Raw genomic sequence first — 19678 nt, forward strand, 5'->3', positions numbered from 1 at the left:
GTTGAGACGTATGAATAAAAAGGACATCGCAAATATTCGTAAGGAATTTAAGTTGGATAATCATCGAATGAAAATTCGTGAAATCTTGAATGTTTATGTTAAAAAAGAATCTGGTGAAATCTATCATCATATTTGCCAACCATTTCAAATGTTGGAGCAAGAAGCGCAAGAATTATTTTTAACAAACTTTAAAAAGGTCTTAACAGGAGACCTTGATACTAAATTGTTCGAACTCAAATTCAGACGGGATGTGGACTTAGGTGCACAAACCATCCTTTACGAAGGATTACGACTAGAATCAACCGAGGATTGGGTCGGCAACATGTTACAAATGGTAGAGAAAATGTATGCTCACATGGTATATGAGTTCGATACGATGGTAACGTTTATCCGCGGTGAATATCGCAAAAATACGAGCAAACGAAACGCGGAGTCTGAAGAAGGCGGTGATGATGCCGTCTACGCTAATGAGTTTATCCTTTGCAGTCAGAACAAGACCGATCAACCGAAAAAAGCATTATTATTTGATTATATCGAGAAAGAATTTAAACCAAATAACGCCTTTGACCCGATCATAAACTTAGCATCGCCGTTATCGGGCTTTTTGTTCCCAGCATTTACTGACAACGCAGCTGACGTCAATCATGTTCTTTACTGTGCCGGAAAGGTGAACCAACCAGATGAAACCTTTGTTTTTGACGTGCTTGACTGTGAAGGAATCATTACGGCTGTTGAGAACAAGGATATATTTGAACAAATTTTAATAAACGTAATCGGTGACGAAGTAGATACGCGGGTGATTTCCAACGTCTATGAGGAAATCGATAAAATGATGCAGGTCGATGAAGAGCAAGAGGAAGAAAGCGAACCTCCGATGGTAGATTATAAGGATGTTGAACGAATCTTAACCGTGAGCGGCGTCGAAAACGTTGATACCGCAAAGGTGGAGCATGCTTTCAAAGCGGTTGTTGATGATGAAAGACATGAATTCAAAGCAAGTACGTTAATTCCTAAAAAAATAAAAATCAGTACGCATGTAGCTGATGTAGCGATTAATCCGAAGGAACTCAACAAAGTAAAATACATTATGTATCAAGGAAAACGCTGCTTACTGCTTGAAGTTGACGAAGATATTGTATTAGAAGGATTCAAATTGGAAACAGAAGAATTGTGATTTTTTGTAAATCTTAAATCGATGCAAAAGAGTAGGACACCTATTGGTTTCCTACTCTTTTAGCGTACTATTTGGAATAGACGTTAAACAATGTACTGTAGTAGTCATTGCCTTTCGTTTTTTGAATGATATGTTTCTTTTCATATGGTGATATTGCCAATGATGCTAATAGTAGGATTCCAGATGGTAACATAATTAAGTATATGATTCCGATGAGAATGTCCATTTTGGATGCCCCCCTTTAATTTGATGAGTTAAGCTTAAAGTGTGAAACGCATTTCAGAGCAAGAAAAAGTTTTAAAAAAAGGTGAGACGATGACAAACATAAAAGATATTGCAAAAATGGCCGGAGTATCGGTCACCACTGTATCCCGCGTTATTAATCATCACCCCTATGTAAGCGAAGATAAGCGAGAAGCTGTGTTACGCGCGATGGAGCAAAGTAATTATCAACGTAATTTGAATGCTGTACACCTCAGTATCGGAAAGACGCTATTGATTGGGGTTGTTGTACCTTTTTCGAACCACCCTTATTTTGGATTATTAATCGAAGGAATTGCGAATGAAGCCGTTAAAAATAATTATAAACTCGTTCTTTTCCAAACAAATTACGAGGAACAAAGAGAAATTGAAGCTTTAGAAATGCTGCAGCATAAGCAAATTGATGCTTTAATCATTTGCTCGCGGATTTGCAGCTGGGATGTATTCGATAAATATGCGGAATATGGGCCGATAGTATTCTGTGAGGATACGCGTGGTAAGAAGTTTTTATCCACTTATATTAATCACTATCAAACATTTTATCAGGCATTGGACTACTTATATCGTAAAGGCCATCGTAAAATTGGATATTGCATCGCCAGAAAATCCGGTACGAGCAGCAAACAGCGTGGAAATGCCTATCACGATTTTTTTAAGAAAATGAATGTTCCGATAGAATCAGACTATGTCTTTGAGCAATGTTTAAATTTTGAAGATGGTGTCCGGGTCGTGCAGCGTTTGAAGGAAATGGATAATCCTCCAACGGCATTATTGGTAACGAGTGATATTGTAGCGGCTGGATTGATTACTTTTTGTCGTGAAAAAGAAATATTGATTCCTGATGACCTTGCAATTATGGGATTTGACAACCTGCCGATTGCTCAAATCATGCATATTACAACTTTAGAAATTCCTTTAAAAGAAATCGGCGGTAAGTTGTTTCTGCAAGCTATCGGTGATACCGATATTTCACATGAAGAAATTAGTGTCAAACTAATTGAACGCGAGACGGTGTAGTTGGTTATATTATTTTGCCAAAACTTTTCTCATGCGAAATTTATTATTATTGTGCTATTGTAATAGGAGTGCTTCAGAAAAGGAGATACTTCTAATGGAAATGGTAAAATCTACGATTCAATCAAAATCAATATATAAATATATTCTTGTCGCAGGCATCGTCCTAGTCGCGATGAATTTACGACCAGCGATTACTTCGATTGGACCTCTAGTAGGGATGATTCAGAAGGATTTAGGACTGGTTCATTGGAGTGTTGGATTTTTAACAAGTTTACCGCTTATTGCGTTTGCCTTCGTTTCGCCAATGGTCCCGAAGTTGGCAAAATTACTATCAAATGAACGTTCACTGATTATCGGACTTTTAACATTGTTGATTGGAATTATCATAAGGTTTGTCCCCCATACGGTTTTTCTTTTTACCGGAACGTTATTTGTCGGAATTGGAATTGCGATATGTAATGTGTTGTTACCGGTCATTGTTAAAGAAAAGTTTCCGAGAAAATTTGGTTTGTTGACTAGTGTCTATTCTACCTCGTTAACTTTAATGGCATCTGTCGCTTCTGGCGTGAGTGTACCTTTGGCAAGCGGGCTTTCCCTTGGGTGGAAAAATTCGTTAATGATCTGGGGAGTTCCAGTTGTGATAGCGATCTTAATTTGGATTTTTCTAGATAAAAGAAATCTGGGACATGAGGAAAGAATAAAACCAACTCGTTCAAAAGGCAACGAAATTTGGCGTTCCGCTTTAGCTTGGCAAATTGCCTTTTTCTTTGGCTTCCAGTCATTTATGTTTTATGTCACGATTGCATGGTTACCAGAAATCATGATCAATCGAGGGGTTAGCTTAGAAATGTCAGGATGGCTGTTGTCTGTAACCCAATTAATCGGGTTACCATTTAGCTTTATCGTGCCGATGATTGCAGGCCGATTCCGCTCCCAGCAATGGCTCGGGGTGGGACTTAGCATTTGCTCCGTCATCGGTTTTGCTGGTTTACTTTGGAATGGATCTTATACGATGATGCTGTTAAGTAGTATGAGTTTAGGTATTGGCTTGGGCGGCTGTTTCCCATTGGGGTTAACCTTTATCGGATTACGTGCGCGGGACGGGCGCCAGGCATCTGAGCTTTCAGGTATGGCACAATCAGTCGGTTACATTTTGGCGGCGATCGGTCCGTTATTTATTGGTTACTTATATGATTTAACGCATCACTGGACTGTTCCGCTTATCACCATGGTCGTGATATCATTGTTGCTGGTTATCTTCAGCGTCTTCGCTGGTCGTGAAAAGTACGTATATTAAGCTATAGGGATTAGACTGCAAGAAGCAGAAACCGATTTTATTTCTACAAAAATTGGTTTCTGCTTCTTTTTGTGAAACATCTTCCGTGAAACAAGAAAATTCGGGTGGTGCCAGGTACCTTTTTAGTCCTTATGAGAAATTCATAATTACACTTGTGAACTAAATTGCCAATTCAACATTCCTTATCAGGAAAGTTTCGTCGCATCCATCAACCAAACAAAAGAATTCAGCTGAATAAACTCAACCGAAAAATCATTTGCATGCAACATTGCCGTTAAAGCAGGGATGGTTGAATAGTACTCAGTCCGAAGATCCTCTGCCAAATTGAAAAAATCATGCTTGATAGCCTTGTCAATCACTGCCAACTTATGCTGCTCATTCAAGAAAACAGTATCTGCAAAAACAATTTTTCCACCTTTATTTAATAGCAGTGAATACTTAGAAAATGCCTCAGCCTTTTCCTGGTCGGTCAAATGGTGAAAGGCATATGTGCTAACAATGGCGTCGCATGAACCATCCAGTTTGAAATTTAGAAAATCCCCATTCCTAATGCGGGCATTTGGTATTTTTTCAAAAGCCTTTTCGCGCATCGCAGAAGATGGTTCAAACCCTATTACCTGGTTTTGCTGTTTCAACAATTTCTCCGTTAAATTCCCCGTGCCAACCCCAAACTCAACGATGTTACCTGAAACGCGATCCGCTACAGCTTGCAAAATTTTATGATAGCCTGCGAATACAGCCCTATATTCCAGATCATGACCTGTCACACTATGATCGTACGAATCTGCCCATTCATCGAATAATCTAACAAACTCAAGCCCCATTCCAATCGCCGCCTTATTTTTAATATAAAAGAAAACATATAAGTATAGTATGAATTAAAGTGTCAGGCTGTAACTTACTAATGATCCAACTGCAAAAATGGGTTTTTATTACTTTTACACAAAGATAAAAGACGGAATATTTGAATAATTGTTCAAAATAATGTAATATTCAGATTATTAGCTAAAATTATGAACTTTACTATAAATTTTATCAATAAACACATCAACAGGAGGGTTACAAGTTGGCTAGTAGAAATTTTCGATGGAGTAACAAACAAATACGAGAACATGTTGCAGTCATAGATGAAAAGATTAGGCCCCATTTTGTTCTGAAAAATGCAACGTATTTAAATACATACTTGCAAAAATGGTTGGTAGCAAACATATGGATTTACGATGATCGAATTGTTTATGTTGGCGAAAAGCTTCCTGAAATAGAAACTGACTTGGAAATCATCGATTGTGAAGGGAAGTACTTAGTTCCAGGTTATATTGAGCCCCATGCGCATCCCTACCAATTATACAACCCGCTTACGTTGGCGAAATTCGCCAGTCAGCATGGAACGACTACACTTATTGCTGATAATTTAAATTTCTTTGTTGCGCTTCCGAAAGAAGATGCTTTTGGCTTGATAAATGAGTTTAAGAGTATTCCGGCAAGTATATATTGGTGGTGTCGTTTTGACGCACAAACCGAGCTCCCGAATAATGATGAGATTTTTAACACAGAAGCTGTGATTGATTGGCTCCAACATGAAGCTGTACTGCAAGGAGGGGAATTAACCGCATGGCCTAAACTTTTGAATGGCGATGACGAAATGCTCACTTGGGTTCAAACGGCAAAGAGCTTGTACAAAAAAATCGAAGGACATTTCCCTGGAGCTTCTGAAGGCACGTTGGCAAAATTAAAATTAATCGGTGCCGATTGTGATCATGAAGCCATGACCGGTCAAGAAGCGCTGACGCGATTATTACAGGGCTTTACTGTTTCATTACGGCATTCATCGATTCGCCCTGATTTAGATATTCTTTTAAAAGAATTAATTGAACTCGGAATTGAAAAATTTGATCGGTTCTTCTTTACTACCGATGGTTCACATCCATTTTTCCATGAAAATGGCTTTACTGATGAATTGATTAACATGGCAATCGAGATTGGAATACCTGTCGTTGATGCATATCTGATGGCGAGCTACAATATTGCGCGCTATTACAATATGGAGCATTTGCATGGCTCGATCGCAACTGGACGAATTGCGAACATCAATATTTTGGAGAGTAAGGATAACCCAACGCCAGTCAGCGTCATTGCGAAGGGGCACTGGATAATGCGTGACGGAAAAGACCAAAATTGGTCATCTTCGGTAAATTGGGACAAGTATCAGCTTTCTCCGCTTAAATTCAATTGGACTTTGCATGCGGTCGATTTACAGTTTTCAACGACAACAGGAATTCACTTGTTAAATAACGTGATTACAAAACCTTATGAAACTAGCGTTGACTTGAATGGTGATGAGTTACCGTTGGACAGTGATGAATCGTTTTTAATGTTGGTAGCCCGAGATGGAACGTGGAGAGTTAATACCATTGTGAAGGATTTTGCTAAGGGGATAGGTGGATTTGCAAGTTCCTATTCCGGTACGGGAGATTTTTTAGTCATTGGTAAAAGAAAAACGGATATGCTCGCAGCATTTGAACGGATGCAAGCAATAGGTGGGGGAATCGTTCTAGTAGAGAACAACCGAATCTTACATGAAATTCCATTACCGTTAAAGGGAATCATGTCCGATTTGGAAGTGGGTAGATTAATAAAACAAGAGAAGCGAATGATAGAATTATTGAAGGAAAGAGGCTATAAATACGATGACCCGGCCTTCACATTGTTATTCTTCTCGGCAACACACTTACCATTTATCCGATTAACACCAAGCGGACTATACGACGTCAAATCACAAACAATTCTCGTCCCACCAACCAAAAGAATCTACCAAACCAACTAGTGCCAGGCACCGCCCGAAAAATCTTGTTTCACAAAGATCCTTGTGAAACAAGAAAAATCGGGTGGTGCCTGTCACCTAGTTTTTTAGGAATTTATCAGTTTCTTCGAGTAGGGTATTATGAGTTTTTTCGTATAGCATCCAGTGGGTTGCTTCTGGGACGATGACTTCTTTTTTCGTTTTTGTACCCGTTAATTTTTTAATTAAGTCACGGTCGGCAAAGAAATCATCTTCGCCACTGATTACTAACACTGGGGCAGTGATTTTTGATACATCAAAAAATGGTTTATTACTCCAGATGTTATACAAATCAACAAGCGGACCATTCACACGGCGTATTGCCATTTCTGGATTTTTTTCTGCAGCTTCATCGGAAGCGACAAATACCTTACGAACAGATTCCATTGTTTTATCACTAACTAAATCGCGGCCATCCAACATCATGTGCCAATGATGCATACCTTTATCGAAATTAATCATTTGGTAAGCAGGCATGTTTGCATTGATTACTCCCGGTTTATCAGGTGCTTCATAAAGCTTTGCCATGCTTGGCAAAGAGAAACCGTGCATTGCTCCATATAGGACGAGTTTTTCGATGTTGTCGGAATTCTCGTTGGCATATTGCATCGCTACAACTGCGCCCCAGGACCAGCCGACAATCGATATTTTATCAACTTTACGTGTCTTTTTAATATAATTTACAGCGGTTTCCAAATCCTTGACAGCATCTTCAGCTTTAATGACTGGTGGATTTTCAGTAGCTGGTTTAGACATTTCCGCTGGCCATGTTGATTTGCCAAAACCACGGAAATCCATCGCCCAAGTATCATATCCATCTTTCGCATATTCTTCCATCCAAGAAACACCAGGTACATCAAAAGCTTCTGCGGTAGGTACGCTATATGGCTCTAAAAATAAAACAATCTCATTGCTCGAAAATTTCTTCTCGCTTTCCTCATATTTGTTGCGAAGATATAACTCCGTACCATCCACAGGCCCTGGAATTTTTACTTCTTTCAAAGCGATTTTATTCTCTGATTCTCCATGCTTATGCTCAGCTACCTTCACTTGCTCTTTGTTTTGTGTTTTCTCGTTTGTCGTTTTCTGACTGCTGCAAGCTGCTAGGGTAATACATAATATGATACTTACTACAATCACAATAATTTTCTTTCCGTACACCTTCGAATCATCTCCTCTAGTAAACTAAATAATTTCTATCTAAATTTACCTTTTTAAAAATGTGATTAAAATCACTCGAAGGGGCTATTTGGTTGTGGAATTATGTCTAAAATATGACAGGACTGGTATTTTAAACCTAATTTTGGAACAACAACACACGAAATTGCCAAATCGTTTGATGACATTTTTTCATAAATACTTCATTAAAATTTCTTACTAATTTCTCCTTTTTTACATTTATTTCTCACAATTGACTATTATTGTTATTTGTGTAATTTCAAACGTTAACACAGTGGTTTTACTTTAAAAAGGAGGATTTAACATGAGTAGTGATTTGTATTATTGGGAAATGGTGAAGAAAAACATCGGCGTGTACTCTGAGAAGGAACAAGAAAGTCTTCGAAATGCAAAAGTAATTATTTTTGGATTAGGTGGAGTCGGTGGATACGAGGCCATTCTCTGTGCACGAATGGGGATTGGACATATTTCAGGTGTTGATCCAGATGAGTTCGAAATTTCCAATATAAACAGACAAATGTTGGCGCTATCAAGCGTGGTTGACCAGCCAAAAGCAATGGTTGCCGAAAATGTTGTAAAGGACATCAACCCATTCATATCTACCAATTTTATTCAAGCAAAAGTGGATGAAGACAACGTGGAAGAATTAATAAAAGGTCACGACATTGTTATTGAAGCCGTTGATGATATGCCGTCGCGAGTGATTATTCACCGTACTGCCAGAAATTTATGTATCCCGAGTGTTGGAATGTCCGGAAGTCCCCCAACACGTGGATTTGTATCATCCTTCTTTCCGAATGAAGTTCCTTATGAAGAAGTACTGAATGTATGTAAAGTTGGCCAAAAATTAACGGACCCAGAAATGCGAGAACAGGTTGCTGAAATTAAAAAGGGTCGTGCATGGTACTCAGTTGAAAAAGGAGCACCAAAAGAGTGGGCAGAGGATTTCTGTGCCGGCAAGGTCGGGTGGATTATCACACCGATGAGGGCTCACCTCTTATCATTATTTAGTTTTAACGAGGCAGTTCAAATCTTAACTGGACGTGAACCGCTGGCAAGAGCACCAAAAGGAATTTTAATTGACGTAGATTCACCAACACCAGTCAAAGTAGAAACTGCTCCAGAGGGCGGATGGGATTACACAACTTTATAAAGAAGGAGTTTGAGACAAATGACAATCCAAAATATTAATAATATAGAAGATTTATATAATGCGAGTTTTACGCGTAATATCGGTGTCATTTCTGAAGTGGAACAAAACATGCTAAAAAACAGTCATGTGACCGTTGTAGGTGCTGGTGGTGTGGGGGGAATAACACTAATCCAACTAGCACGAATGGGCGTAGGATCGATTCATGTTATCGACAAGGATATTTTTGAAGCTAGTAACATAAATCGCCAAATGCTCAGTTCAGTTAGTTGTATCGGTATGGAAAAAGCCGCCGTTGCACGAGAAGTTTTGTTGGATATCAATCCTTCGATCAATATTCGTGTGACAGAACAATTTGTAACAGAGGAAAATGCCTTTGAATTATTAGAAAACACCGATGTCATCATTGATGCTACGGATAACCTAGTTGCACGTGCAATTATTCATCGTACGGCGTATGCCTTAGGAATTCCTTCGGTTTGGATTGCTGTCACTCCACCATTTCGCGGAGGAGTCATGAGCTTAACTCCAGAATCATTGCCTTATGAACTCGCATTAGGCTATCCATCCTTCCAACAGGAATTAACCGAGGAAATGCAAGCGAAAATACATGCTATGAAAGATGGGCGTGCGCTTTATTCTGTTCAGCACGGTGCAGACCAGAAGTGGGCAAAAAGCTATGTGCAAAAGCAAAGACCATGGGCCGTATTGGCTCCAGTTGCTAATATAGTTGGAGTTATTGCTAGTTTTGAAGCTTTTAAATTTTTAATAAAGCGAGAAGATTTACAACCAGTCACAAGTCCAGATTTAATCAAAATTAATATGGCTGATCAAAGTATGGTAACGGTAGTGTCACCGGAAACTGGGAGATGGGACTACGCCACGCTTTAATAGGGGAGAAAAGCAATGTTTGTTTCATATTTTGTGTTTATCACAATTATTTTGTTGGCCCTTGTGATTAAAGATTATGTGGTTGCTTTAGCAGCTTGTACCCTGACCATATTAATGACACTTGGACCTAAAGCTAGTTTGCCTATCATTCAAAAATATTCTTTTTCTGTGGGAATCTTTTTTCTGATGCTTTTTCTTTTCATGCCCATTACTTCAGGAAGATTCACAACTGAAAGCTTAATGAAGTTAATAACATCTCCAATTGGTATTGGTTCCATTATTGCTGGTTTCGTTATTTCATACATCGGTGGAAAAGGCGTTGGTGTTCTCCCTGCTAATCCAACTATCTTATTAGGAGTTTTATTGGGAACCTTGGTTGCGGTGTTATTTATGAAAGGATTGCCGGCAGGATTAATCATTGCTGCTGGAGTGATGGCTTTATTTTTATCAAAATAATTCCATCTGTTCGCTAAGCAATGAATCGTGTAAGGATAATAGATTACTGATTTATATAATAAAAGATTGAAAGTAGGGCGAAGTATGAAAGGTAAGGAAGTAATGATATTAGATGCAACGCTTCGAGAGGGTGAACAGCATAGTGGTGTTTGTTTTGCGGTAGAAGATAAAATCGCTTTGCTCCATATGCTGGAGGATTTTGGAGTGAACGTGATTGAGGTGGGACACCCTGGAATTTCTCCTGAAGAGGAGGTGGTTTGTCAAAAGGTTGCCCAAACAGCAAGGCATGCCCAAATCCTGATGCATGCTCGGGCAAGTATAGAAGAAGTCCAAGCTGCCTCTCGGGCTGGTGCTGATTGGGTGGGAATATGGGCATCGGTTAATTCCGTTTCCCTTCAGACAAAATTCACTAATCGTTCCGAAGAATTTGTTATGAACTTGGTTGAGCAGGCCATTTTAGAAGCAAAAAAGCAGGGTTTGAAGGTTCGTTTTACAATTGAGGATGCATCGAGAACTAGCTGGAAGGACATTGAATTTATTGGCAATATCGCCATTTTAGCTGGAGCAGACCGAATTAGTTTAGCTGATACAGTGGGAGTGTGGGAGCCTAGTCAATGCGCGGAGATGGTCAGAGCAGCAGTTGCCTCTTTTCCTTGTGAAATCGAAGTTCATCTCCACAATGATTTGGGTCTAGCCATGGCAAATGCGCTTGCTGCCATTGATGCGGGTGCTTCTGTGATTGATGCAACTTTATGTGGCATTGGCGAAAGAGCAGGCATAGTAGATTTGCTAAATTTAGCGGTACTGTTGACCGAGAAGCGTAATCTTTCTATGTTTGATTTGAAAAAAATACCTAGTCTTGTGCAGGCGTTACAATTGTCTTCTGGTTGTAAAATTGATCACTGGCGTCCGGTGATTGGAAAGAATGTGTTCACGCATAAGGCACTTTACCATGTAAAGGCTGTCCAAAAAAACTTTGCTGCTTATGAGGGGATTAATCCGGATTCGATAGGGCGTTCACGCAACGTTGAACAAAAACGAACAGATCGTATGGAAAGTAGCAAGCTCAAACCCCAATTACGATTGGGTTCCCCATTTATCAAGGGAGCATCTGAGTTATTATTTCATCGTGATGGCCCAGGTTATCGTTGGGTCCAAATGGATTATCGTACAGACAACCGCGCTTCCTTTTATGTGATTCAACGAGTATTTAACGGCACACCAGAGGAACAAAAAACGGACGGACATGTCGATGTTCATGCACATCATTGTGATAGCGCCTTTATTTTTTGGGGAAATGAAGTGGACGGTACTGGATTGATATGTGAAGTAGAAATAGAAGGTGAACGCCAATTAGTTGAAAGCCCTTGTTCGATTTTTATTCCAGCAGGTCTCAACCATACATATAAATATGTATCCGGAATCGGTACGTACACCAATATTGTACTTGCTCCAGAATATAATTTAAGCTTACTCGCTGAAAACGCGGAATATGTCGCAATAACCTAAAGGTGCCAGGCACCGCCCGAAAAATCTTGTTTCACGAAAAACGTGTGAAACAAGAAAAACCGGGCGGTGCCTGTCACTTCATATCGTCACATTATATCTTTATGATGAATTTGGTTCCGACATTTACTTTGCTTTCGACGCTGATTGTGCCTCCATGGGAGAGGACGTATTGTTTGGCAATGGCAAGGCCGAGCCCCGTCCCACCAGTCTCACGTGCCCGAGCATCGTCAGTACGATAGAAGCGATCGAACAAATGTGGGAGATGCTCAGGTGCAATCCCGATACCAGTATCTTCGACGACGATTGTTAACCTATCATCGTCTTTCATTTTTTTAATCCGAAAATAAACTCTACCAAGTTCCGGGGTATATCGCAAGGCATTCATCAATAAATTGAGAAAAACCTGTTTCATTCTGTTCACATCAATCAGAATGTCCGTTTCATCTGTCTGTTTATCGATTTCTAATTGAATCGATTTTTCCTCAACCAAAGGCTCCAGAGCTAATTTCAACTGCGTAGCTAACTCATAAATATCTGTTTGGGTTTTGTTCAAAGTTAGTTTTCCAGCCTCTGCCAATGATAGAATCCTTAAATCTTCAATTAAACGATTCAAGCGGATCATTTCATCCTGCAATGGCAATAGGGATTCTGGTTTAATCATTTCACCCTGTTGCTGCAAATGGTCCAACTTGCCGCTAATAATCGTCAGTGGCGTCCTCAGTTCGTGAGCCACATCCGCTGTTAAATTCCTACGTACAGTTTCAGCACGCTCCAATTCTTTTGACATATGATTAAAAGCTTTAGCAATTTTTCCATACTCGTCCTTCGTGTCCACTTGAACTTGAATTCCAAGTTCGCCTTTTCCTAACCGCTCGAGAACGGGTAATAGCTTTTGCAATGGGGCTGCGAGCCATTTTGCTATGCGATATGCGAGGATGAGGGCAATTACAACCAGCACAGAACCACTAACTAGGAGCATGAAAACCACAGAAATCGGCGTTCCAATCATGATTTTTGAAAAATTAGCTACCTCAGGGTCATAATAGTAAAAATCGCCAATCACCTTGTTATTCAGCTTTAATTGATGATGAATACCCAAACGACGGACGATTTTTTTTGGTGAAGTACCTTCGTGATAAACTTTTCGGCCCTGGGGGTCAAAGACGAGAATCTCGGGATGCTCCTGATGAATATTATTTAGCAACGGTAAGCGCTCTGCATGCTCCCAAGAATGACTATTTTTATAAAAATTAATCAATTCCTTCTTTAAAAACTTGATTTCACGACCTCTTGTTTCTTCAATGCCCGCATCAATCGTCCCTTTTACTGTCATATGTGTTAGAAAAATAAAAACAAGGCTAACACCAAAAATGGCTAAGGCCATTGCTAAGAAAACTTTGCGATGAAAGCTCATGTTTGATCACCAAAACGATAGCCAAATCCATAAACAGTTTGAATGTATTTGGGATTGGCTGGATCATGCTCCAACTTTTTTCTTAAGCGGCTAATATGTGCATCGACAGTTCGTTCCACATTCAATAATTCATCCTCTAAGGCCGCCTTCAATAGTTGCAAGCGGCTGTAAACAATCCCAGGTTTTTCGGCCAAGGTTAATAAAAGTTTAAATTCTGTAGGAGTCATCGAAATTTCCGTCCCATTTTTCCAAACACGGTATTGGGAAATAGATATGATGATTTCACCACGATCTAATGTCTCTTCCTCGCACGTGGGATTGTCACCGACCCTGCGCAGGAACGAACGAATCCGTGCCAATAACTCACGTAATGAAAAGGGCTTTGTAATATAGTCATCAGCGCCAACCTCAAGTCCGACAATCTTGTCCATTTCATCTGCTTTGGCGGTCACCATAATAATCCCGATTTTACTCATTTTCCGAATTTCTCGGCAAACGTCAAGCCCGCTCATATTTGGCATCATCCAATCTAGGACAACCAAAGCCGGATTCGTTTCTTTTATTTTAGTAAGAGCTTCCTGGCCTGATAGGGCTGTAACAATATCGAACCCTTCTTTTATCAAAAAAGAACTCATAAACTCAAGAACTTTTATTTCGTTGTCGACTAATAGAATTGTCTCAGCCATCATTATTTCTCCTTATTTGTCTTATTTTTTCACATTATACACTAACTATTATTTCCAACATCAAATTTCATTGAAACCATAACGTATCGCAACAAGTTCACAACATTTGTTTGTTAATCTTAAAACGTTCTCAAGAGGGAGAGACTAAACGATACACAACAAATGGGAGGAATTATCTGTGGCAATTCGACTTAGTCAAAAGAAAAAAAGCGTCTTAGTTGCAATTCACGTACTGTCTGTGGCTTCATGGATTGGTGGAACCTTGGCAATGCTGTTGCTTACTGCTTTTCTATCAAAAGGGGCAAACGGCGAGCAACTTCTCTATACAATGGAAAGTATGAAAATTATTGATGAAAATTTGTTGAAATATCCTGCGCTGCTGAGCTTATTTACAGGCATCATGTTGTCAGTTTGGACTCAGTGGGGGTTAGTAAAGCATTACTGGGTGATAATTAAACTTGTGTTAACCGTATTAACGATTATGATAGGGATTTTATTCCTAAGTAAGTGGACTGCAGGATTAGGGGAAATCATTAGCGACATGGGATTTCTCGCTTTAAAAGACGAACAATTTAAATCGACCTGGACTTCGATTTTGATGACGTCAAGCTTTAATCTATTTTGTTTAGGATTTATGACATTCATAACCTATTTAAAGCCGTTCGGCAAAGTGAAGAGAAATAACCAACAACGAGGTTAAAAAAATAAAGATATAAAAAGTAAGGGAACTCTATAATTTCAGAGTTCCCTTAAAGCTGACTGAAAATTTTATCATGGTACTATAATAAACTATTTAAAAAACTGTGAAACAAACCCCGTGAAACAAGAAAATTCAGGCGGTGAAAGGCACTATATTTACCTTGCAATGCAAGATAGCGCAGTTTATAATGTGTGTATGTCTTGTATTGCAAGGTAGTGAAGGGAGTAGGGTTTATGGCCGATACGACGCAAATGCTAAAAGGGATATTAGATGGCTGTCTGTTAGCGATTATTAAAGAAGGAGAAATCTACGGCTATGAATTAGCCACAAAGTTAGAGTCGTATGGATTTCTATCGTTTAGTGAAGGCACAATCTACCCATTGCTACTTCGGATGCAAAAAGAAGGATTAGTCAGCACAACTTTAAGGAAATCAACAGCAGGCCCAAAGCGAAAATACTACTCACTAACAGAGAAAGGAGAACTTGAGTTAAATGATTTCATCGAACGTTGGGAACAGTTGAGTGGAGCTGTGGAAAACGTTTTATCCAAAAAGGAGAGGTGATAAGAATGCTATCTAAGGAATCAGAGCAATTTTTAGTTGAACTGCGCTTATTTTTAATCTCAAAAGGTAAAAACGACCAAGAAATAAACGAGATAACTGAAGAACTCGAGGTCCATCTTCTTGAGGCAGAAGCATCAGGTAAGGATATTAAACATATTATTGGGGAAAGTCCAAAGCAATATATGGAAAGTATTGGCCAATCAATGAAAACAGATTTTCGGCAACTGATTGTCTTGGCACCTATGATGATTTTGCTATTAGCTTCTTACATAAGCATAGGACCGGCGATCGAAGGTCACTTTTCATTATCAAAAGAAATACTGATGCTGGCAGCTGTAACTGGCATTGCAGGAGTCTTTGTTTATGGGATTTTACTTTTTAAATTCGTACCGAAAGTTTTCCAATCAAGATGGGCCTATTTTTTAATATTTGGAGCCATGCTCCTTGTTTCAGGTATTGGAGTAGTCCTGTTATATTGGTTCAATAAACAGGGATTTGAGCCAACTTTTGTTGCAACACCATTTCAAAATAATATCATCCTGTTGATATGTGTGATCATTTTTATTACTTCAGCGATTTATACAAAAACGTGGATTACTATCATCATCCCGATTCTTACTTCAATAGGACCAATCGCAAACAGATTCTTGCCTGAAGATGTCAATCAAAACCCAACATATATTTTATATACTAGTTTGATATTATCGTTGATTGTTGTTGTTGCTATTTTTCTGCTAATAAGAAAACGAAAAACAAACGGAAGCATGTGAAACATAGCGTGTGAAACAAGAAAATTGGGGCGGTGACAGGCACCTTATTGGCACTGGACAGAAACAAATGGTATTTCAAAAAAGCCAGAAAAGCTTTGCGATCAATTCGAGCAAATCCTTGGAGGAAGTCATACATTTGAAAATGGTGCTTGTATCGTAATGAGAGCTAGAAATAATATTCGACCACGCCTCCTTGGTGAACGGGCAAGATCGTTTCTTCTCCTTCCGCAAATGTTTGCATTTGAATCATTAGCTTCTGACGGTAGAGCGCTTTGCAGCGGATGTTCGAGAGGCTTTTCAGGTACTAGAATAGAATTAATTTTGACCATGATTTTTAATTTTACAATCATTAGTTATTAAAACGAAAACACAACTAGTTTGAGTCAATCGAATTAGTTGTGTTTTTATTGTTTCCTTCATTAAAATATATCAATTCTAACCAAACAAAGCTTTATTGATAATAAATATATCGGAAATCTATCATACGTCCATCCGCCAATGTGATAATGCTAACCAATGTTCACATCGCTCGTATTCAGGCATGATTTTTCCAACAAGTCGCCAAAAGGAACGATCATGATTGAGGTGGACCATGTGACACATTTCATGGACCACGACATAATCGATGACTTCAAGTGGCGCCATCGATAGTTTCCAATTAAAGGTTAACTGGCGCAAACCATCGCATGTCCCCCATGTGGTTTTGCTGTCGGAAATCCGAAAAGAGCGAGGCTTAACCTTGAAATGGGATTGATAATGCAGAATTCGTTTTTCGACGATTCTTTTGCACTGTTGATGATAGAACCGTTTTAATGCTTTTTGAATATGATCCTGATTAAATTTCTTAACATAAATGTATAACGTATCACCCTCAAATACGACTTTGTCCTTCTTAATTTCGTGATCCTCGGAAATTAGTATGGGAAATTCCTTTCCTAAATACAGAAAGCGTTCGCCTTGCTCATAGACCATTTCCTTTGGCCCTGCAAGGCGATCTTTCATTTCTGTTATCCGGTGTTGGATTTGTTCCCATTTTTCCTCAATAATTTGCAGTACGGTTTCTTCTGCTGTGCCTTTCGGAGCTTGTACTTCAACATTTCCATAAAAATCGATATAGATTCCGACAGTTTTTCTATTTTTATATTGTAATTCAAAGCTTAAAGTTTCGCCCAAGTAAGAATGGAATATCTCAATCACCTCTATGTTCATATTTGACGGTTTGTGAAGTTTAGATTATGTTTTCATTTATGATTGTTTATGTAAAAATCAATATATATTTTATATGCAAAAATAAAAAGGGGGAATACCGTTGAAATATATTATTTTTGACTTTGACGGCACGTTGGCTGATTCAACAGAGGTGTTGATGCACGCCTGGAATCTCGTGGCGGAACAACATCAGTTTGAAAAGCTTCATAAAGAAGACATTCCTGCTTTAAAAAATTTATCGATCCAGGAGCGGGCGAGGAAATTTCGCTTTCCGATGTATAAATTGCCGGTAGTGTTGCCAAAGATTTATCGCTATATGAAAGAGCATATTGATGAGATTAAGCTATTTGATGGGATAAAAGAGGTACTGAATTCGCTCGGACAAATGGGTTATCACATTATCATTCTTTCATCTAATGACAGTGAAAATATTAAATTACTGTTAAAACAAGAACAAGTTAATGCTGTTTCTCAAGTATTAACATCAAGTAAAATCTTCGGCAAAGACGCCATTCTGAAAAAGTTTATGAAACAAGAGAATGTAGTGCCTGAACAATGTTTATACGTTGGGGATGAAGTTCGTGACATTTTAGCCTGCAAGAAAGTCCGAGTGCCAGTCATGTGGGTCAGTTGGGGCGTCGACAGCTACGAGCTAATCGAAAAAGAAAAACCAGACTATATTGTAAACACACCCACTGAAATCATACAAACACTAACCAAAAAAACGCAGTGAAACATCATCCTGTGAAACAAGAAAATTCGGGTGGTGACAGGCACCTGTGGTGGTGCACTCAAGAGAAGAGCTAACTTATCATTTTACGGACGTGTTAGCTCTTTTTATTGTTTGGTCGTGTTAAATATGAATATTGATTTTAGCTACAGGAACTCTGCGCACCTTAGCTTAGCGACTATTGGGTACACCTCGTGCCCAAATGCTAATCAAAGCATAAGACCGGTAACCAAAGGGAGTGTTTGATGCCCGAGTGCCGCTCTAAATCGCAAGACTGGTAACTAAAGGGAGTGATTGGTGCCTGGGTGCCGCTCCAAATCGCAAGACTGGTAACCAAAGGGCCTTCGTCTCAGAGCAACTTGCAAAAAATCAACACTAAGCTTTAACACGTCCTATTATTTAATAAATTGTTGTTCAGTTAATGTCTGAACTAGGGTATTCTTCGGTTGGAACCCGGTGATCCTCTCAACCAATTGGCAATCACGAAACAGCAGTAACGTTGGCAGCCCCATTACCTGAAATTTCCCGTTAAAATCTTCATTTTCATCCGCATTAACTTTGATAATTTTCAGCCCGAACTCTTGATGGATATCTTCTAAAATGGGAGACAGCATTCGGCATGGTGGACACCATGGCGCCCAGCAATCGATCATTATTGTTTGAACAGATTGGATTTCTTTTTCGATATCGGAACCATCAGCATGTATTATACTCATTTTCATCGCACACCTTTCTTCTACGAGGGGATATTTGTAGTATATGACGGGGTGTGGTATAAGTAAAATTAATACTATTAATGTTAAAAATAAGAAAAACCTAATGTGTTAAATTAAAGAGGTGCAGGATGACATTATTTCAATTAGAAGTCTTTTTGAAAGTAGTCGAAGCAGGAAGCTTTACCAAAGCCGGTGAACAAATCGGACTCTCGCAATCTGCGGTTAGTCAAGCCATTGCAGCATTAGAATCCTCACTCAATGTAAAATTACTAAACCGACATAAAAACGGAGTAAGTCTAACCAAAATCGGTGAACGGATCAGCATCCTCATTCGCGATTTAATCACCATCAAGACTAAGATTGTCAATGAAGCAGCTGGTATTTCTGAAATAGAATTAGGCACCCTTAAAATCGGCAGCATTTCAAGTATGACAGCGAAACTTTTACCAGGCATGATTAGCACATTTCAAAAGAGATTTCCAGGGGTGGAAGTAATTCTATATGAAGGCAGTTACGCTGAGGTAGTAAATTGGATAAAAATCGGAATTATTGACGTTGGGGTGGTCACAGAGACCAAGCATGAATTTGACTTCATTCCATTACTTCAGGATAAAATGGTCGTCTTTGTGCCTGAGCGGCATCCGCTAAATCAACAATCAACAATCAGACTCCAAGATATAGCCAATGAACCATTTATCATGCCAAAAGAATGCAGTCATTTGCTGCAAAATATATTTAAACAACAAGGAGTTACACCTTCTGTTCAATTTGAGGTGAGTGACGTAGCTACGATCATCGCGATGGTCCAAGAGGGAGTAGGTAATACCATTCTTCCGGAAATGTCCATTCCGGCGACATTATCGAAGGTGAATGCCTCTTATTTAAGCCCGCAGGTATATCACAATCTTGGTCTTGAGCTCCGTTCAAGTAAGGATATAAGCCCAGTTAGTTCGGCTTTCATTGCGGTAGGTCAAGAATTCACCAAAGATTTATCGTTGAAATTGTTTAATAGCTATCAATCAATCATTGTGAAGAAAAGTGAACGGTAGACGAAGCGAGGACAACTGTGAAACAAGAACGTGAAACAATTATGTGAAACAAGAAAATTCGGGTGGTG

At 39.1% G+C, this 19678-nt stretch carries 20 protein-coding genes and 1 pseudogene; 14 read left to right on the forward strand and 7 right to left on the reverse strand.

The features are described from left to right. The first annotated feature begins 10 nt into the window (after positions 1-10). Positions 11-1174 carry a DUF4317 domain-containing protein gene (locus HHO41_RS15620; protein ID WP_169100314.1) on the forward strand — a complete coding sequence of 388 codons (1164 nt, stop codon included), beginning with the start codon at positions 11-13 and terminating at the stop codon, positions 1172-1174. A gap of 67 nt (positions 1175-1241) precedes the next feature. On the opposite strand, the gene HHO41_RS15625 is transcribed toward HHO41_RS15620, so the two are convergent. After that, positions 1242-1400, reverse strand: a complete 159-nt coding sequence (locus HHO41_RS15625) for a hypothetical protein (protein ID WP_169100316.1) — start codon at positions 1398-1400, stop codon at positions 1242-1244. Between the two features lie 89 nt (positions 1401-1489). On the opposite strand from HHO41_RS15625, the gene HHO41_RS15630 reads away from it, so the two are divergent. Together HHO41_RS15630 and HHO41_RS15635 are read left to right on the forward strand one after the other, a co-directional pair. Further along, the gene (locus HHO41_RS15630) at positions 1490-2452 is read left to right on the forward strand and encodes a LacI family DNA-binding transcriptional regulator (RefSeq protein WP_169100318.1); all 963 of its coding nucleotides are present in this window, start codon (positions 1490-1492) and stop codon (positions 2450-2452) included. 94 nt (positions 2453-2546) lie between these two features. After that, positions 2547-3749: a CynX/NimT family MFS transporter gene (locus HHO41_RS15635; protein WP_169100320.1), complete on the forward strand. Its 1203-nt coding sequence runs from the start codon at positions 2547-2549 to the stop codon at positions 3747-3749. A 185-nt stretch (positions 3750-3934) separates the two neighbouring features. Here the strand turns inward: HHO41_RS15635 and HHO41_RS15640 are convergent, their stop codons facing one another. Next, the gene (locus tag HHO41_RS15640) at positions 3935-4573 is read right to left on the reverse strand and encodes a class I SAM-dependent DNA methyltransferase (RefSeq protein WP_169100322.1); all 639 of its coding nucleotides are present in this window, start codon (positions 4571-4573) and stop codon (positions 3935-3937) included. A gap of 242 nt (positions 4574-4815) precedes the next feature. On the opposite strand from HHO41_RS15640, the gene HHO41_RS15645 reads away from it, so the two are divergent. Continuing rightward, positions 4816-6573, forward strand: a complete 1758-nt coding sequence (locus HHO41_RS15645) for an adenine deaminase C-terminal domain-containing protein (protein WP_169100324.1) — start codon at positions 4816-4818, stop codon at positions 6571-6573. Positions 6574-6648: 75 nt separating this feature from the next. Here the strand turns inward: HHO41_RS15645 and HHO41_RS15650 are convergent, their stop codons facing one another. Further along, positions 6649-7749: an alpha/beta hydrolase gene (locus HHO41_RS15650; protein WP_348981296.1), complete on the reverse strand. Its 1101-nt coding sequence runs from the start codon at positions 7747-7749 to the stop codon at positions 6649-6651. A gap of 322 nt (positions 7750-8071) precedes the next feature. Here HHO41_RS15650 and HHO41_RS15655 point away from each other — a divergent pair, with 322 nt between their 5' ends. The 4 genes from HHO41_RS15655 (at position 8072) to HHO41_RS15670 (ending at position 11773) form a co-directional block, all read left to right on the forward strand. Beyond that, a complete protein-coding gene (locus HHO41_RS15655) occupies positions 8072-8920 on the forward strand; it encodes a HesA/MoeB/ThiF family protein (protein WP_169100326.1) in 849 nt (282 codons plus the stop codon). An 18-nt stretch (positions 8921-8938) separates the two neighbouring features. Continuing rightward, positions 8939-9808 carry a HesA/MoeB/ThiF family protein gene (locus HHO41_RS15660; RefSeq protein ID WP_169100328.1) on the forward strand — a complete coding sequence of 290 codons (870 nt, stop codon included), beginning with the start codon at positions 8939-8941 and terminating at the stop codon, positions 9806-9808. Positions 9809-9823: 15 nt separating this feature from the next. After that, positions 9824-10264, forward strand: a complete 441-nt coding sequence (locus tag HHO41_RS15665; RefSeq protein WP_169100330.1) for a DUF441 family protein — start codon at positions 9824-9826, stop codon at positions 10262-10264. 84 nt (positions 10265-10348) lie between these two features. Beyond that, the gene (locus tag HHO41_RS15670; protein WP_169100332.1) at positions 10349-11773 is read left to right on the forward strand and encodes a LeuA family protein; all 1425 of its coding nucleotides are present in this window, start codon (positions 10349-10351) and stop codon (positions 11771-11773) included. A 91-nt stretch (positions 11774-11864) separates the two neighbouring features. Here the strand turns inward: HHO41_RS15670 and HHO41_RS15675 are convergent, their stop codons facing one another. Both HHO41_RS15675 and HHO41_RS15680 read right to left on the reverse strand, forming a co-directional pair. Next, complete coding sequence (locus HHO41_RS15675; protein WP_169100334.1) at positions 11865-13187, reverse strand: sensor histidine kinase; 1323 nt, start codon at positions 13185-13187, stop codon at positions 11865-11867. Continuing rightward, a complete protein-coding gene (locus tag HHO41_RS15680) occupies positions 13184-13873 on the reverse strand; it encodes a response regulator (protein WP_169100336.1) in 690 nt (229 codons plus the stop codon). The genes HHO41_RS15675 and HHO41_RS15680 overlap by 4 nt, the downstream gene beginning before the upstream one ends. Positions 13874-14051: 178 nt before the next feature. On the opposite strand from HHO41_RS15680, the gene HHO41_RS15685 reads away from it, so the two are divergent. The 4 genes and pseudogenes from HHO41_RS15685 to HHO41_RS15700 form a co-directional block, all read left to right on the forward strand. Beyond that, complete coding sequence (locus HHO41_RS15685; protein ID WP_169100337.1) at positions 14052-14573, forward strand: hypothetical protein; 522 nt, start codon at positions 14052-14054, stop codon at positions 14571-14573. A 233-nt stretch (positions 14574-14806) separates the two neighbouring features. Next, positions 14807-15136, forward strand: a complete 330-nt coding sequence (locus HHO41_RS15690; RefSeq protein ID WP_169100339.1) for a PadR family transcriptional regulator — start codon at positions 14807-14809, stop codon at positions 15134-15136. Positions 15137-15141: 5 nt separating this feature from the next. Further along, the gene (locus HHO41_RS15695; protein WP_169100341.1) at positions 15142-15906 is read left to right on the forward strand and encodes a DUF1129 family protein; all 765 of its coding nucleotides are present in this window, start codon (positions 15142-15144) and stop codon (positions 15904-15906) included. A gap of 90 nt (positions 15907-15996) precedes the next feature. Beyond that, a pseudogene (locus tag HHO41_RS15700) lies at positions 15997-16188 on the forward strand (DUF1259 domain-containing protein); the annotation flags it as partial. Positions 16189-16386: 198 nt separating this feature from the next. On the opposite strand, the gene HHO41_RS15705 reads toward HHO41_RS15700, so the two are convergent. Beyond that, complete coding sequence (locus HHO41_RS15705) at positions 16387-17094, reverse strand: YgjP-like metallopeptidase domain-containing protein (RefSeq protein WP_169100440.1); 708 nt, start codon at positions 17092-17094, stop codon at positions 16387-16389. Positions 17095-17215: 121 nt separating this feature from the next. Here HHO41_RS15705 and HHO41_RS15710 point away from each other — a divergent pair, with 121 nt between their 5' ends. Then, on the forward strand, positions 17216-17848 hold the full coding sequence (locus HHO41_RS15710) for an HAD-IA family hydrolase (protein WP_169100343.1): 633 nt from the start codon (positions 17216-17218) through the stop codon (positions 17846-17848). Positions 17849-18240: 392 nt separating this feature from the next. Here the strand turns inward: HHO41_RS15710 and HHO41_RS15715 are convergent, their stop codons facing one another. After that, positions 18241-18561 carry a thioredoxin family protein gene (locus HHO41_RS15715; RefSeq protein WP_169100345.1) on the reverse strand — a complete coding sequence of 107 codons (321 nt, stop codon included), beginning with the start codon at positions 18559-18561 and terminating at the stop codon, positions 18241-18243. Between the two features lie 128 nt (positions 18562-18689). On the opposite strand from HHO41_RS15715, the gene HHO41_RS15720 reads away from it, so the two are divergent. Continuing rightward, entirely contained in the window at positions 18690-19610 is a 921-nt protein-coding gene (locus HHO41_RS15720; protein ID WP_169100347.1) for a LysR family transcriptional regulator, read from the forward strand. The last annotated feature ends 68 nt before the right edge of the window (positions 19611-19678 follow it).

It is taken from the genome of Bacillus sp. DNRA2 (genome assembly GCF_012843265.1).
Lineage (GTDB): Bacteria > Bacillota > Bacilli > Bacillales > Cytobacillaceae > Bacillus_BU.

Excerpts from the sequence above, each read along its gene's own strand:
- HHO41_RS15720 (WP_169100347.1), top strand. The coding sequence starts at position 18,690 with ATGACATTATTTCAATTAGAAGTCTTTTTGAAAGTAGTCGAAGCAGGA.
- HHO41_RS15625 (WP_169100316.1), bottom strand. The coding sequence starts at position 1,400 with ATGGACATTCTCATCGGAATCATATACTTAATTATGTTACCATCTGGA.
- HHO41_RS15680 (WP_169100336.1), bottom strand. The coding sequence starts at position 13,873 with ATGGCTGAGACAATTCTATTAGTCGACAACGAAATAAAAGTTCTTGAG.
- HHO41_RS15690 (WP_169100339.1), top strand. The coding sequence starts at position 14,807 with ATGGCCGATACGACGCAAATGCTAAAAGGGATATTAGATGGCTGTCTG.
- HHO41_RS15675 (WP_169100334.1), bottom strand. The coding sequence starts at position 13,187 with ATGAGCTTTCATCGCAAAGTTTTCTTAGCAATGGCCTTAGCCATTTTT.
- HHO41_RS15620 (WP_169100314.1), top strand. The coding sequence starts at position 11 with ATGAATAAAAAGGACATCGCAAATATTCGTAAGGAATTTAAGTTGGAT.
- HHO41_RS15695 (WP_169100341.1), top strand. The coding sequence starts at position 15,142 with ATGCTATCTAAGGAATCAGAGCAATTTTTAGTTGAACTGCGCTTATTT.
- HHO41_RS15640 (WP_169100322.1), bottom strand. The coding sequence starts at position 4,573 with ATGGGGCTTGAGTTTGTTAGATTATTCGATGAATGGGCAGATTCGTAC.
- HHO41_RS15630 (WP_169100318.1), top strand. The coding sequence starts at position 1,490 with ATGACAAACATAAAAGATATTGCAAAAATGGCCGGAGTATCGGTCACC.
- HHO41_RS15665 (WP_169100330.1), top strand. The coding sequence starts at position 9,824 with ATGTTTGTTTCATATTTTGTGTTTATCACAATTATTTTGTTGGCCCTT.
- HHO41_RS15635 (WP_169100320.1), top strand. The coding sequence starts at position 2,547 with ATGGAAATGGTAAAATCTACGATTCAATCAAAATCAATATATAAATAT.
- HHO41_RS15660 (WP_169100328.1), top strand. The coding sequence starts at position 8,939 with ATGACAATCCAAAATATTAATAATATAGAAGATTTATATAATGCGAGT.
- HHO41_RS15655 (WP_169100326.1), top strand. The coding sequence starts at position 8,072 with ATGAGTAGTGATTTGTATTATTGGGAAATGGTGAAGAAAAACATCGGC.
- HHO41_RS15670 (WP_169100332.1), top strand. The coding sequence starts at position 10,349 with ATGAAAGGTAAGGAAGTAATGATATTAGATGCAACGCTTCGAGAGGGT.
- HHO41_RS15715 (WP_169100345.1), bottom strand. The coding sequence starts at position 18,561 with ATGAGTATAATACATGCTGATGGTTCCGATATCGAAAAAGAAATCCAA.